The 14,829-nt window shown below is 40.0% G+C and carries 9 protein-coding genes and 1 pseudogene; 3 read left to right on the top strand and 7 right to left on the bottom strand.

Translation table 11 applies throughout. From position 1 onward, the window contains the following. Window positions 1-178: 178 nt before the first annotated feature. From F580_RS0122355 to F580_RS27045, 4 genes are read right to left on the bottom strand one after another with little or no spacing between them, the layout of a single operon-like run. The gene (locus F580_RS0122355; protein WP_019029994.1) at window positions 179-913 is read right to left on the bottom strand and encodes a hypothetical protein; all 735 of its coding nucleotides are present in this window, start codon (window positions 911-913) and stop codon (window positions 179-181) included. Next, window positions 894-1,196, bottom strand: a complete 303-nt coding sequence (locus tag F580_RS0122350) for a heavy-metal-associated domain-containing protein (RefSeq protein WP_019029993.1) — start codon at window positions 1,194-1,196, stop codon at window positions 894-896. The genes F580_RS0122355 and F580_RS0122350 overlap by 20 nt, the downstream gene beginning before the upstream one ends. Window positions 1,197-1,210: 14 nt before the next feature. Further along, window positions 1,211-1,606, bottom strand: a complete 396-nt coding sequence (locus F580_RS0122345) for a hypothetical protein (protein ID WP_019029992.1) — start codon at window positions 1,604-1,606, stop codon at window positions 1,211-1,213. Window position 1,607: 1 nt separating this feature from the next. Next, window positions 1,608-1,829 carry a GDCCVxC domain-containing (seleno)protein gene (locus F580_RS27045; RefSeq protein ID WP_083927045.1) on the bottom strand — a complete coding sequence of 74 codons (222 nt, stop codon included), beginning with the start codon at window positions 1,827-1,829 and terminating at the stop codon, window positions 1,608-1,610. A 65-nt stretch (window positions 1,830-1,894) separates the two neighbouring features. On the opposite strand from F580_RS27045, the gene F580_RS0122340 reads away from it, so the two are divergent. Then, window positions 1,895-2,317 carry a MerR family transcriptional regulator gene (locus tag F580_RS0122340; protein WP_019029991.1) on the top strand — a complete coding sequence of 141 codons (423 nt, stop codon included), beginning with the start codon at window positions 1,895-1,897 and terminating at the stop codon, window positions 2,315-2,317. A gap of 166 nt (window positions 2,318-2,483) precedes the next feature. Then, a pseudogene (locus F580_RS25170) lies at window positions 2,484-2,864 on the top strand (SDR family oxidoreductase); the annotation flags it as partial. A 63-nt stretch (window positions 2,865-2,927) separates the two neighbouring features. On the opposite strand, the gene F580_RS0122330 reads toward F580_RS25170, so the two are convergent. Further along, window positions 2,928-3,320: a DUF3718 domain-containing protein gene (locus tag F580_RS0122330; protein ID WP_019029989.1), complete on the bottom strand. Its 393-nt coding sequence runs from the start codon at window positions 3,318-3,320 to the stop codon at window positions 2,928-2,930. Window positions 3,321-3,647: 327 nt separating this feature from the next. Here F580_RS0122330 and F580_RS0122325 point away from each other — a divergent pair, with 327 nt between their 5' ends. Beyond that, on the top strand, window positions 3,648-5,960 hold the full coding sequence (locus tag F580_RS0122325; RefSeq protein WP_083927044.1) for a tetratricopeptide repeat protein: 2,313 nt from the start codon (window positions 3,648-3,650) through the stop codon (window positions 5,958-5,960). 255 nt (window positions 5,961-6,215) lie between these two features. Here the strand turns inward: F580_RS0122325 and F580_RS27190 are convergent, their stop codons facing one another. Then, window positions 6,216-10,169, bottom strand: a complete 3,954-nt coding sequence (locus F580_RS27190; protein ID WP_019029987.1) for a S8 family serine peptidase — start codon at window positions 10,167-10,169, stop codon at window positions 6,216-6,218. 194 nt (window positions 10,170-10,363) lie between these two features. Further along, the gene (locus tag F580_RS0122315) at window positions 10,364-14,434 is read right to left on the bottom strand and encodes a putative Ig domain-containing protein (protein ID WP_083927043.1); all 4,071 of its coding nucleotides are present in this window, start codon (window positions 14,432-14,434) and stop codon (window positions 10,364-10,366) included. Window positions 14,435-14,829 lie beyond the last annotated feature (395 nt).

Below are 14,829 nucleotides of genomic sequence, written 5' to 3'. Positions count from 1 at the left end.
TGAGTTAAATCCCCCCTCAGAATACACAATAAATTTCCTGCTTTAAAATATCGTACTTTGTGACCAAGTAATTGGTTTGGGTATATCAAAGTTCAATCGAAGATTTAAATCTTGCATCACCGACCACTTTTGAGTTAAATATCCCCTAAAAATTCACAATCAACTTCCACTTAATAACTTAAAAATGAAATCGGGCACTTAAGATTGCACTTAGATCATTGTTGTTGCTTAAGTTTTTAACAAAACCACCTTCAATTACCCACCTAGGGTGCACCATTTGAAGGCCGACAGTCACTTGCTGGGTTATTTTATTTCCTTCTTGCCATCTGCCATTAAGCTCAGTGACAACGTGTAATTCCGACGCTATTCCCCAATCGGGATAAACTGACGGTGATAGCCGATATTGCCAAGATATATCATACCTACCACTATCAGGGCGGTTATCTACACCCGCTTGATAAAGTGCATCAATATCAAACTCATATCTGTCTTTAAAAAAGCTATAAACAAATCCGGCTTGTATTGCTGGGTCACGATCTTTGACATGAGGAACAATAGCGCCGGTTAATAATGCCAATCTTGAAGTGCCTGATAAAAAATCATGCTGAATTACCGTATGTCGATATAAAGCAGATAGGTCGCCAACACGGTCCTCATCATTAGGCGTTACTTTATAGGGGATTCCAAAGAGCAAAGCTTGTTTATTGCTGAGGCCATAGGCAACACTGGTAATAAAATTACCACTATCGCCATCGATAAGATGCTGATATGAAAATCTTACAATATAACCATATTTATCAATGGGTAAAGCCACAAAGGATCTTAAAGCCATAGTATTGGCATGTTGCACATTAAGTAATGATAATAATGTGATAGTAACTATTGCTGTAAGGCTATTCTTTAGCTTGGTCATCAGAAATTAGAGTTACTTTAATCGGCATAAATCCAGTGTCTAATATTGCCTGTTTAATCATAACGATTGTTGGTGATGTAGAATCAATTTCTAATCGTACCTTCTTCATTTTCATGCTTACATCTACTTTTGATACACCCTGCATTTTATTGAACTTTCGATTTAAGCTATCAACACATAAAGCACATGTCATTCCGTGTATTTCAACTTCTATTGTTTTGGCATTGACTGAAAATGAAAACGCGACAGCGACAAGTAATGGTAATAATAGTAAGTTTTTCATTGTTTCAATCTCCTTTATAGGTTGAGCAGGTTTCGTATGGGTAATAAAAAATAACTTGTGAACAAACCAATGAACCAGATCATTAAACTGAGCCAAAAAATTCGTTTATTCAATCGTTTTGATTTTTTACAAAGGGCTGCTAGATCAGATTCTACCGGGCAATACTGATTAGGTCGCCAGATAATCCAAGCTAAAACAATTAAAATTACAGCCGCTATGGTTAATGTCCAAAGCTTATGTTCCGCAAGAAAAAGAAGCCCTGGAATGTTGTAGTTCAAACTAGCTACCACAGCACCAAAGCCTAAGGTCACTAATAAAATAGGCAACGCACAGCACAATAATGTGCCACTAGCCACAAACAGCGTTATCCATTTAAAATAAGGGTTTTCTATTATTTTATTATCAGACATTCTAATCTCCACACCCTGAACATGAGCCACTCTCCTGTATTGGAGGGCATGGAATTGACCCATAAGAACAAAAGACGCAACAATCCCCTTTAAGAGGTTTTAATAATATTTTACAAGCTGTGCATTGATGAAACCACAGGCAAGCATCCGTTGGCATTTCCAGTATTTCTTTATGGTTACACTCAGGGCATGTCAATTCTGAGTCAGTGATAATTTCGGTCATAAACGATCCTTAATGTGTTTATGTTAGTATAGAACCTGTAGTAACTATAGGTTCAAGGGTTTTGTATGCATAAGGTAAAATATTCTATTGGTCAGCTTGCCAAAGAATCAGGCTGTAAGGTTGAAACTGTCCATTATTATGAAAAGATCGGACTAATGCCTGAACCACCGAGAACCGAAGGAGGACATAGAGTGTATGCCTTGCCTCATGTTAAAAGGTTAACTTTTATCAGGCGTAGCAGAGAACTGGGCTTTAAGATTGAGCAGATTAAAGACTTACTTAAATTTATTGATGAACCTAACCACTATTGTGGCGAAGTTAGGGCTATGGCAATGCAACAAGCTAGAACGGTGCAAGAAAAGATAAACGATTTAGAACGTCTTCACTCCGCATTAAATGACATGGTTATTCAATGTAAAGATAGTAATAACTCAATAGATAATTGCCCTATTGTCGATTCTTTGTTTACCAAGAAAGCAACAGAATAAAAGTAACAGGATGGGTTTTACCCGTAGTTCCCCCCTTAATTGAAAGTACAAAAATCAACTTACTCGGCTGTACTTGGCAATATTATTACGAACAAAATCAATAAATGCTCTTAATCGTGCCGGTTGATATTTATCTTGCACGTACACCAGATAAAATGGCATGTAGTCTGTTCTGTCGCCAATGAAAACACGTAACACGGGCACTATTATTAATATCAGCTCTATCGCTGGTAGAAAAACTTTTGCCAACCATGCAGCCTACTGCGGTACTAAGTTTGCGGTGCATGCTATTTCAGAAAATGTCCGTGAAGAAGTCGCTGATAGCAATGTCCGTGTTATCACTATCGCCCCTGGCGAAGTAGAAACCGAGTTACTGTCTCACACAACCTCTGATGAAATTAAGGACGACTACCAATCTTGGGAAGAAGGCATGGGCGGCACAATACACCCTAATGATATCGCGAGCACCATAATATTCGCTTACAGCCAACCACAAAATATTTGTATTCGAGAAATTGTCGTGGCCGCGACAAGACAGCAACCTTAAGTACAAGAAAATCAGCTACACAATCATATTTACCTAACAAATATGATTGTGAATACTGATAACTTAATGACCAACATAAACTAAAATAATCTCTTCCGTTGATTTACTCTCAATTGTACCAGTCACAATATCCTTAATCGTTATGCTAGTCGCTTTATCTAAATGACGACTATGGGTATGCTTTTTTAAGTAATCATAAGTCATATTTGCATGATATTTCTGAGCAAAACTTGCTAGATGCAGACCATTGCAAAGAGTATTATTAGCAAGAGCTCTTACACTGCTGTCATGACGTTTCAAGGTTATTCTTAGAGCCTTTTGCTCATTATTACCCGCAAGTACGCACATTTTTGTATAGATAGATTTATCCGTGGCAACAAATTTATATTGAATAGCATAAGCACTATTCATCATGAACATTACAACGGTAATTAATAGTAATGTAATTAGTTTCATATCGTTATACTCCTTTCACTACTCATGGCAGCAAATCAATCGCTATCATCGAGCATAATTAGCTAAAGAACTTGTTAGTTCGCAACAAAAACCTTATAGGCATTGTGACGAACGCTAGACTACACTTGCACTATAGCGAAAGTACCTTTGCTTAACTTATGAGTTATCTATTCTTAGCTAAGGGTTAGTTAAAGGTTAACTATGGTTTTAGTATGGGTTCGCTATGGATTAAATAGCTAATTGTTAATATTAATAAAAATCAATTGTTCGAGGCATTATTGAAAACTAATTAGGATGATAAAAATCAATTAGGATGATAAAAATCAAATGATATTCAGGTTCGATAGCTGTGAGCTAAATAGTGAAAATTTCACTTTGCAGGTCAATGGCATGCCAAAGTTGGTCGAGCCCCATGTTTTTGATTTGATTTTATATCTGATCGATCATAGAGACAGACTAATATCACGCGATGAGTTATTTAAAAACCTTTGGGCAGGCCGTGAAGTTTGCGATGCCACCTTAAGCAACAATATAAAATGTGCCCGCGCGGCTTTAGGCGATGACGGTGAACATCAAACTATAATCAAAACGATTCGCGGCCGCGGTTATCAATTTATTGGAAAAATAAAGCCAAGCCCTAGTGAGAAAGATCTTCTAAGCCCCCCTTCAGCGAATATTGATGCGACTAGCCCAACGACTTTATCAACCATTTACACGAACCGTTATATATGGCCATTACTGACCGTAACCTTACTACTCGCTTTTATTATTGGTTATAATGCTTGGCTTCCGGTTAGTGACATAACCGTGCCAAGTGAGCGTAATAATGACAAGCAAAATTCCATCGCGGTTTTACCCTTTAAAAATCATAGTGAACTAAAAGCTGACGAGTACTTTACTGATGGCATTCATGACGATTTACTCACACAAATATCACGTATTAAAGACATCAAAAGCATTTCTAGTACTTCGGTCAAAATTTACAAAAACACGGATAAGAATATAAGACAAATTGGTCAAGAACTCGGTGTGGCGACAATTATATCCGGTGGCGTGCGACGTTCTGGTACACAAGTACGCATTAATATTCAACTAATAGATGCCAGTACCAATGCCAACCTTTGGGCAGAGACTTACACCCGAGAGTTAAGCAGCGAAAATGTCTTCGCCATTCAAAGCGAAATAGTGCATGCCATTATAGCTGAACTACAAGCGGTGCTTTCACCAGAAGAGCAGCAACAGATTAAAAAATCACCTACTAATAATATGTCCGCCTTAGAATCCTTTTTCCGTGGTCGAGGCAGTTACGCCCTCAATACTAGTGCAGGCTACAGCAAAGCAATCATGCATTTTCAGCAGGCGGTTGAGTTTGACCAAAATTTTGCTCAAGCACATGCCCAACTCGCTTTATCGTTACTTGAAAAAGTATTCTACGGCGGTTTGTCTGCGGAAGTTCAGAGCGCCATGGCTGAACCTATGATTAAGCGAGCACTTTCCTTGAACCCTCAGCTCAGTGAGGCCTATCAGGCCCTAGGGTACCTAGAGCAAATAAGAGGCAACACTAACGCAGCAGAGGCTGCATTCAAGCAGTCTATCCAGCTAAATCCCAACAATGCCGCAGCCTTCATGATGTATGGCAACTTAACTAGCTGGACGTTAGGTCAACCCGAACGAGCAATTAGCTTATTCCAGCAGGCAATGCTGCTAGACCCTCAAAACAGCCACCCTAAACAGCAGCTAGCTGAAGCTTTGATGAATACAAACCGCAACAAAGAGGCGCAACTTCTCCTAGAAAAATCGATTACTAAAGATCCAGAGTTTGCCCAAAATCACCGGTCTTTAGGTCTTCTCTTTAATAGCAAATTTTACCTGCATGACCAAGCAATAAAAGCGCACCGTCAGTCCTACTTTCTCGATCCTCAAGTACCTATGTCTGCATTCGAAATAGCAGAGAGCTATAGAGAGTTACATATGTTAGATAACGCGGTCTTCTGGTATGAGCGCAGTATTACACTTTCGTCTACTGATGAGTTTTCTATTATGGCTTTATTCGAACTTCACCGGTTACGCGATGAAGATAAACTGAATGAGCTGGAGTTAAAAGCAGTTCAATCTTTGAGCAAGGTTTGGCGTCACAACATTGATATTAAATTGGCTGAGCTTGATATAAAAAATGGTCAGCCAGCATTAGCGAGTGCGCATTTTGCCGAAAATTATCCTGAACTGACCCATGATAACGCCAACATCGAATTTAATCGGTGGATATTCAAAGTGGCCATTGCCTATGCCGCCACTTTGCACGCCAGTGGAGAAAAAGAAAAAGCAATGCCCTTGACCGAACGTATACTCAAAATTTTGCCCTCAAAAAGTCGTTATCGTTGGGACGGTATTGAATATTTAGATGCCTGGTTGTACCTGGCAATGGGAGATGAAAAAAAAGCCCTGAGTGCTTTACAAGAGTGGCGAAAACTTGGCGGCTGTGTCGACCTCACTAAAAACCCGGTGTTGGCTCCACTGTACAACAACCCAAAATTTCAAGCGTTGAATAATGGAATTTTAGAACAACTTACCGAGCAGCGTGCTAATTTAGCCCGCATGGAAGCTAACGGTGAACTAGCCCCTATTCCCGCATTACCTTAGGTGCGGCATTACTCTGCTTGAAGTACCCTCAAGTTCCTTCAGTCACACCTTTCCTTTCTCTCTTGTTAAATACCATAGAGCCAGTAACTAAATTAGCTGTTTAGGAAATCAGGGGCTTACCACGACTAAAAAATAATTTTATCACTTAAATTCAACAAATTGATAATACATAAAAGGCACCTTTGCCGGAAATTCCAACAAAAGGTGCCTTTGAAGTATCCGCCTATATTAGCGGCAATGCTTAGTGCCTAGCAATTAGTTACTAAGCTTTCTACGTCCTAGCCATAATAGAGATAAAGCAAATAGGCCAAAGCTAGCACTACCACCACTGCTTTTTTCTGGAGCAGGGCTTGGCTCTGGAACAGGTGTTGGTTCTGGAGCAGGTTCTGGTTCTGGTTCTGGAGTAACAGTAAATGTTACCGTAGCAATATCCGTACTACGGCCATTAGATACTGAAACTTCATAGCTATATTGGCTTTGAGCACTAATATTATTTGGCGTGGCAAAACTAACAGCTGCTTGATCTGTGGCACTTAACGCTAGCGTTGGCCCCGAAGTTTGCGTCCAGCTATAGGTTAATACATCCCCATCCTTGGCTGGAATACTATCAGATGCTGACAGTGAAAGATTGGCCGCGCCTTCTTCAACTGAGATTTCTTCAACTTCTTTACCATTGATCAACGCTTTAACTAGCGCTTCAATTTCAATTGGTTTGCTATCAAATGCTGTCAGTTCACTGCCATTTTTACCATAAGCTGCAGATAAGCTCACTGATGAGTTAGCACTATCAACGGCGCTGAGTAAGTTCAGGTCAATCACTAGGGCTTCTTCACCAGCGGATTGAGTTATTTGCCAAGTCACTTTGTTGTCAGCAAAAGTGCCGCCAGCAGAGTCCTCTTGATAGCTTAAGCCTAGTGGAATATTGACTTCGATGGTGAACGTTCTTTCATTGGTAGCAGTATTGCTTGGCAAGTTTATTTGATAATGAATTAACTCACCCGCCAAAATACTTTCTTCAATACTCGTGAAGTAAGGTGCTGATTCGCCTCCTGTCACAGCAATAATGGCGGTACCAATATTACGTTTGAAGGTTGAAGATAAGCCTAGTTCAAATTGACCATAATAAAGAGCGCCCTCTTCTAATGGCTCAATGCCGTTACTACCTAAAGCACCATTAACGGTTAAATTAATATCAAAAACTTCCGCTCTATCTACTACTGTAGGGGCATCAATATCAAATGAAGGCTCATAGGTAAAAGCAACTTTAGTGATCGCTAACTCTACTTCGTCCGCAACACCTACTGCAGTACCAGTAAAATTATGAGCAAATACCCAATATATGCCAGGCAATGGATTTTTAATCTCACACTTTTCATTAGAGTCGATATTGCCACTGAGACAGGTCAGGCTGTAAAAAAGCTCTAATTGATCAGGTAAACCATCATTATTTTCATCAATACCCACATAAAGATCCATATCGGGTGCATCAGTTTTGGTAATTTCTACAATTAAGTTCTTGGTATAAGCAGGAACATTCACTTGCACGGCAAAGACAGTGTCCATGTCTTTCAACATTTTCACTTCATCAGTATCACCTACAGCAGTACCGGTAAATCGTTCGGCTTTAAATAAACCAAAACCGGCCGCGGTAAGGCTATCAGTACCAATGGTTTCAATCCCTGCAATCACTAAGGTTTTATTTGCACTGTTTATTACACCAGAAATATTTTCTGGCATCATGCCACCGGCAAATTGGGCTAATACTTGTAACCTTGATTCAACAATGCTTGATTTGTTAGGTGTTAAAACAACAAAGCCATGGCTCCATTCTGTTGTAAGTTGCTCGTTAGCAGTGGTGCTAATGGTTAATTCAATGGCTTGGCCTTTAGTCAGACTAAAGCTTGCTGGCGATACAGTAATTTCCATGCCTGCACCAAGATAATCATAAGAGGCTGTCCATTGAGCATCTTCGGTTGCCGTTAAGGTTCTGGTCCAACTACAAGTGACGATACACTTTTCTTTAACCATACTTGAAAGGTTCAAACTAGACGGTTCACCGCCTATTGAAGGGTCTGCAGCAAGGTAGTTTTCTTTTGTTTCGTTCAATAACAAGCCAGCTTTAATCGCCCTATCGATACGGATGCTACCAGCGCCCATATCAAAGAAATCAGAACGTACTTTTTCACCGGTAAAGTCATCATCTTTATAGGTAACCGAAATAGCTGTGGTCATTAATGCAGATTGTGCTTGTGCAGGTGTCCAGTCGGGATGAACAGAATAAATTAATGCTAATGCACCCGCTACATGTGGACTAGACATAGATGTGCCACTCATAGTCGTATATGGCGTTTCTAACGTACCAGCATGAAAAGGGTGATCTTCAGAGTTAGCCGCATAAATATCAACGCCAGGGCCGGCAACATCAGGGGCAAAGATTTCACTATAAGGTTTATTAGGGCCGCGAGAAGTAAAGTAACCGGCAATATCAGCAAGTTCTGGATCGCTAATCATTTCTGAGCCATTGATTGTTGCTTGGTGATTTGAGCCTGTTGATAACCATTCAACCAAAGTGGTACCGTCACTAGTCGATAAATGCACTGCCGGTACTAGATGAAAGTCAGCATTAACTGAATCACTGCCACCTTCAATATTGATTAAAATTAAACCACCAGCGCCGCCAGCCAGTACATTTCTTCCTTTTGCTACACGTGCAATATCGCCACGTTCACAAACAACAATTTCACCGTTAAAAGTGCCCGCTTCAAATTCAATTAGACAGCCTGCATTGTCATAATCTGAGGCCAACACGACATTTGCACTATAACCTATTGTTGCCCCTTTACCTGTGAGGCTGCTTGGTGCTGTGGTATCGCCACCAGAAAAGTCGCTTAATAATTGATCCGAGAAACCGCGACTATGACTATAAGCGGCAACTGTTGTAATCCAAGGAGAATTACCCGGTGCGCCAATCGTTCCAGCATCTGGACCTGAGTTACCTGCTGAAGTGGCGATATGAATGCCTGCCGCTCGAGCATTTAAAAAGGCTAAGGCATCTAGTGAAGACCATGGGTCAGTTGCGCTACCGCCAACAGAATAGTTCATGACATTAATGCCATTTTCAATGGCATGCTCTATAGCTCTAAGCGTTAGATCAGGAAAACAGCCCTCTTGTGCACTGCCACCAGGCGCACAGACTTGATAAGAAACAATATTTGCATGTGGGGCAACACCGGAAATACTGTCATAAGTAAAATTTGTTTTGCCGGATATTACGGAGCCATCGCCGTCAGTTACTGACATGTAAACAGGAACATTGTTAACAACATTACCTGCGGCTGTAGAGGCAACATGACTTCCGTGGGAAGCAAAATCCCAACCGACTTTTAACTCATCGCCAAGGTAATCGTACTTCTCATCGGTAATAGTCGGGTAGTTATCAATAATTTCAGGATAACTGATAATACCAATTAATTTATCATTACAAAATTGACTGTATTGTTGGCAATCGCCTAAATAATTGCCTTCACCAAGTGGGTTGGTATGATCATAACCATCTCCACCTATATCTGCAAAAGAAGGGTGTTCAGGGTTAATACCTGTATCTATGATGCCAACAATAACGCCTTCACCTTTTGTAGATGTGTAATTGTCAACACCTTGCCAGACCTTGTTGGCATTGATGTGTTTAGGCCCACTGTCTGTTTGAATATAATGCATGCCAACCGGAGCAACTTTTTTAACGCCTTTTTGTTTTTTTAAGGCTTTGGCTTCAGCTGGGCTCAATTGAATCGCCATAGCGTTAAGTACTATTTTATAATGCTGTTTAACATTTAGCCTGTGACCTAAAGTACTTTTAGCACTTTGTAAAAACTGTTGTTGTTTATTGTCTAAGTAATACAAATAATTTTTGCTGGCAGATGATTGAACGTTAAGCATTCCTTTAGCTGTTTTATTGCTTTGCTGAACGTTTTGTATGCTGGTTGCCGTTAAACCGCTGACACCGCCTTGGTAGCTTGCTAATGATTGATCTTCGAGTTGGACAAAATAAAGTGAGTCTGTACGCATTTTAATGGCACGCTCAAGCTTTAGTCTCTCTTGTCCAACAATTGGTTTGAACGGTGAAATACCGTCATCTTTTTCTCCAGCAAATGCTGAACAAGCCAGCGCACTGCTACAAGCTAAGGTTAGCCAAGTTAATTTAGAATTCATCTTTTACCTCATTACAAATAGTCCATCAAGAGCACTCCTTTGCTCTTGTGGGTTTTGATTAATCACCGTTTTATTGGCTGTATTTTTTAAATGTACTTTTAAAATCTATTTTGTAGAATTAATTTCAAATATAAATTTAAACAAAAAATTGGAGGCTCTCTTGAACCTCCAAAGTTATGCCGAGTTATGCTCAGCTATGCTTTACGTCGACGATTAAACAGCAATCCGGCTAAACCAATAACCATCCAACCGAAGCTACCGCCTGATGAGGTTGTTGTCTCATCAGTAACCATTACGTTAAAACTGGTTGACGCTTGATTGACACTATTTGATGCCGTCACGGTAATGTTGTACTCACCTGCCGTTGCAATATCACCAACAATGCTGTTGCCAGAGAGCTCAACACCTTCAGGTAAACCTGTTGCCGAGTAGCTCAAAGTCTCACCTTCAACATCAGTAAAAGTACCGGTAAGATCAATGTTAATACTGGCTAGGGCATCGTTAGTGATAACCGCTGCAACATCGGCTAAATCAGCCTTCAGTATTGGTGTGGTAGTATTATCAGCAACCAGAACTTGGAAGCTAGTTGACGCCTGATTAAGACCATTTGATGCTGTCACGGTAATGGTGTATTCACCCGCGGTTGAAATTTCACCAGTAATACTGTTTTCAGAAATTACAACGCCTTCAGGTAAGTCTGTTGCCGAGTAGCTTAAAGTTTCACCTTCAAAATCAATGAAAGTACCGCTTAGATCAATATTAATACTGGCTAGAGCATCATTAGTGATAGAGACTTTAACATCTGCCAAATCAGCCGCTAGTTGTGGAGCGGTATCATTAAGGTTATTTAATCTAACCATAACGTCAGTGCTAGTGCCCCAGGTATTACCCGATTGAGTTTGCAGAGTAACCACAAAGCTTTTGTTTACTTCAAAGTCTAATGCTTGAGGGTTAACAACATACAACTCTTTGGTCTCTTGGTTAATGGCAAATGGTGCCCCAACATTATCGCTAACCATCAATATTTTATGCTTAGTGTAAGTAGAGTCTTCAAACTCAGCAAATAAGCCTGAAGTGGTTAGCGCTATTTTACCAACCACAGTACCAACTTCAGCATTTTCATTTAATTCAAAGGCTTGATCTGGCTGAACGTCAGCCATAGGTGCACCATCACTATCATTTAAGCTTGCAATGGCATGCATGGCAAAATCATCTGTACTGCTGATAATCATTAACTCAAGATCAACGGGATTCATAAAATCAGCTGCTCGCTTTAGCGCAGCAACCGTGGCTTTTTGTTGAGGCGCTAAAGTGATGGTATGTGAGTAGTTAACTGTATCTCGACTTTCACCTTCTGCCAATACGGCAAAACCAGTATGTAAACCGAGATCCGTAGTGATTTCTTCCTCCCAACAGTTCATAAACCAGTCACATACACTTTCCATTCTTGTACCATAAAAGCCTTTTCTCAGCGGATTGAACTGTGTGATAGGTTGATTCATCGGCGACTGTGCATCACGGTCAGTGGCAAAAACAAAGCCAAAGTTTTGATCAAAGTCTTCAACACTGTCTAACTCATGATGGTAAAGCTCATCTACACAAACTTCAGAAACCACATTTTTGGTACTGGTTGACATTCTCGCCGGTAATTTTGATACCTTATAACGCGCTGTTGGGTTGTTATAATCATATTCCATCGTATGATCGATGTAGTAAGTCACTGGCTGACCGTCTTCATTTAACTCAACCCAAGGTTGGTTAATCACTTGCTCATCAGATAACCAAGGTTCGAATGCAAAATTAACGTTCATTTCATTATCGATAACTACTTGCTCTGCATAAATAGTCCAAAAGACTAATGGTGTGCCCGCTTTGTCAAAATAGTTAGCCATGGCAACATCTGCTGGTCTAAAGAAGCTAAATGCTGTGGTTAATTTTTTTCCCGAGTCACATAACGGCTCATCATAAATACCCATGCCCGCATATTTGATGTGATGGCCATAAGTATTTTTCTTATCTTGGGCAATTTCATCGGCGCGAAAGGCAATGGGATAGGTTTCATAAAGGGTATCAGTTTGTGAATCATTAACAATTTCAGCCGTTAATGCTTCATACTTCATATTATCAACATCATCATCACCGTATACGGTACGAGCCCATGCTAGATGCTCCACATCGCTCCAATCAGCTTCTTCATCAAATGATGCTCTGTAACGTGGCCAAGCGGCAGTAGTTTCAACATGTTTTTCAAGTGATGAGCTATTACGGGCTTGTAACATCCAACCGACATTAACTTCCGGTTGTTCAGCAGCGGTAAAGGTGAAATAACCGTTTAATTCAACTTGTTTCCAGTTGGCATCGGTAAAGTCTTCAGTTGAAACCAATGGCCATTGTGGTAATTTAGTGCCATCAATAGTCACAGCTACCGTTAAGGTTACTGATTGACCCGCAGGTACTGAAACAGAGCTTGGGAATTCCCAAGTCATCGCAGCATTAGCTGTTTTTTCACCGTTAGCCATTTGGCTTACTTGATAGGTTTGTGCTTTATCAGAGTAATTACGAACGGTAATTTCTTTAACTAAACGTTTGCTAATATCAACTTCATTAAAGCCAAATTGTAAATACGGTTGATTGCTGGCGTTATTCCAAACAGCAATAGGGCTATTAACTGCAGCGCTAATATTAGCAATACCATGGCCAATTGAAATAAGCTCGGCCATTGCACCGTCGACTGCTTCTTTAATATTATGATCCGCAGTATTGGCTAATAGGGCTTTAATTTCGACACTGCTTAAACCAGGACGGACACTTTTCAATACCGCAGCGGCGGCGGCAATGCGAGCTGAAGCTACGTCGGCATTAGTACGTTTAGCTTTTTCTGAGCCTGAATTTTCACCACCTGATGAAATTAAAGCAACAGGCATATCAACAGCCATATCAACTAATTCTGGTTTTAAATCCAAGCTACCACGTACCGGGCCAAGTGGTGACCAAGGAGAGGGAACTAAAGTGCCATCTTCATCTTGTACTGAACCAACGGTTATTGCTGCCGGAGAGGCGCCTTGGGCACTGATCCAATATCTATGTTTGTTGTCTGTTTCTTCACCATAAGTACTCATGTGACCAAAATCGCCAGCATGAGTAATGATTGTCATACCTTGTGCTGCAGCATTTTGAATCATTTGCTGAATACCAAAATCAGGAGAGCCTTGGCCTTCATATTTATTATAAAAAGCAGCAGAGCCACCGGCATCAATTAAGGCAATATCAACATGATCTGAGATATCACCATCACCATTGGGATCCATAGCATGTTCTAATGCACTAGCGATGTCACTAGAGGATGGATAACCGGTAACCATGGTCTCAGGATCCCAGCTAGATGGGCTGACGTTATAAACTTTATAAGCGTATAACTCTGCTCCTGGTGCCAATTGATGAATAATACTAGCAATTTGTGTTCCTGTTCCTGTCGGGAAAACAGCACCACTCCATTCATTAGTATAATAAATATTTTGATCTATCGGGTTAGGATCGCCACCGTAGTTTTCAGCGACAATATCGTAACCACCTACCACCACATCCGTTGGAAAACCTGCATATTCTAAAGCACCGTTTTCTAATGCTTCAAGGTAAGAACCTGGTGTAGGAGGTGTTTCAGGGTCATTGTCTTCGCCATAAACACCACTACCACCAAAAATGGTATGAGTGTAGTCAATACCGGTACTAATAATAGCAACACTCACACCTTCACCTGCCGTTTCAGAATTCAAATAAGGTGCTTGGAACTCAATGACTTCTTCTTCAGCAGCAACTGACACCGTCATAGTACTATTCGAGCTAGTAACTCTTTGTATTTTCGCTTCAAGACGAGAATCAGCATTTAATAAAACAACATTACGGACTTGTGATAAATTTTTAATATCAGCTACTTTCTCACCGCCCATGCTAACCGTGATAAAATTACTTAATAATTTGGTTTGTGAAAGTAACTTTGCATTTGGATCCAATACTTGGATTTCAGCAAATAAAGTGTTTTGTTGTTGGTTGATAGATTTAACATTTTGACTGTAATTCTTATTATGAACAGTATTATTTTCTAAAGCAGCTTCACCAATTAATTCTATTAATACTCTGACTTCTTGGGCTACTTTTTTTGTATAAACCTGTTTATTGTCTAATTGTTCAGTACTTGCCCACGAAGTTGTTGTGGCTAGCGCAGCACCAATACATAAGGCAAGAGTAGATTTTTTTAAAACCATCATGTTTGTTCTCTCTGTTAGCGAATCAGGTTAATTCATAAGCTTATTATCTTTATATATGGAAGTTATTCCATTGCTTAGAAATTAATATCACCTGTGTAATAAAAACTCTTATCCGAACATCAATCAAATAACTGACCAAATAAGAATCGACCCCAGCAATATATCGTAATGACAAAAACACAACAAAAAATCGCCTTCCATTCTCCTTCTTTTTGTTTTCAATTACTTTTCATTTATCTAATAATCAATCACTTACAAGACACCACCCTGATGAAAACTCAAAAAAAAACTGCTTTTATTTTCCTTCTTGTTGTTTTCAATTCTTTTTCACTTTGTTGTTAATCAATAACTTAGCCATCTGCCCTTTTTAGTAGTAAGTTTAAAGAACGGGAAGA

Origin of the sequence: Colwellia piezophila ATCC BAA-637, from assembly GCF_000378625.1 — a bacterium.
Taxonomy (GTDB): domain Bacteria; phylum Pseudomonadota; class Gammaproteobacteria; order Enterobacterales; family Alteromonadaceae; genus Colwellia; species Colwellia piezophila.
Note: the sequence above shows the minus strand (reverse complement) of the source record. Positions and strands in the feature narration are given on the sequence as shown.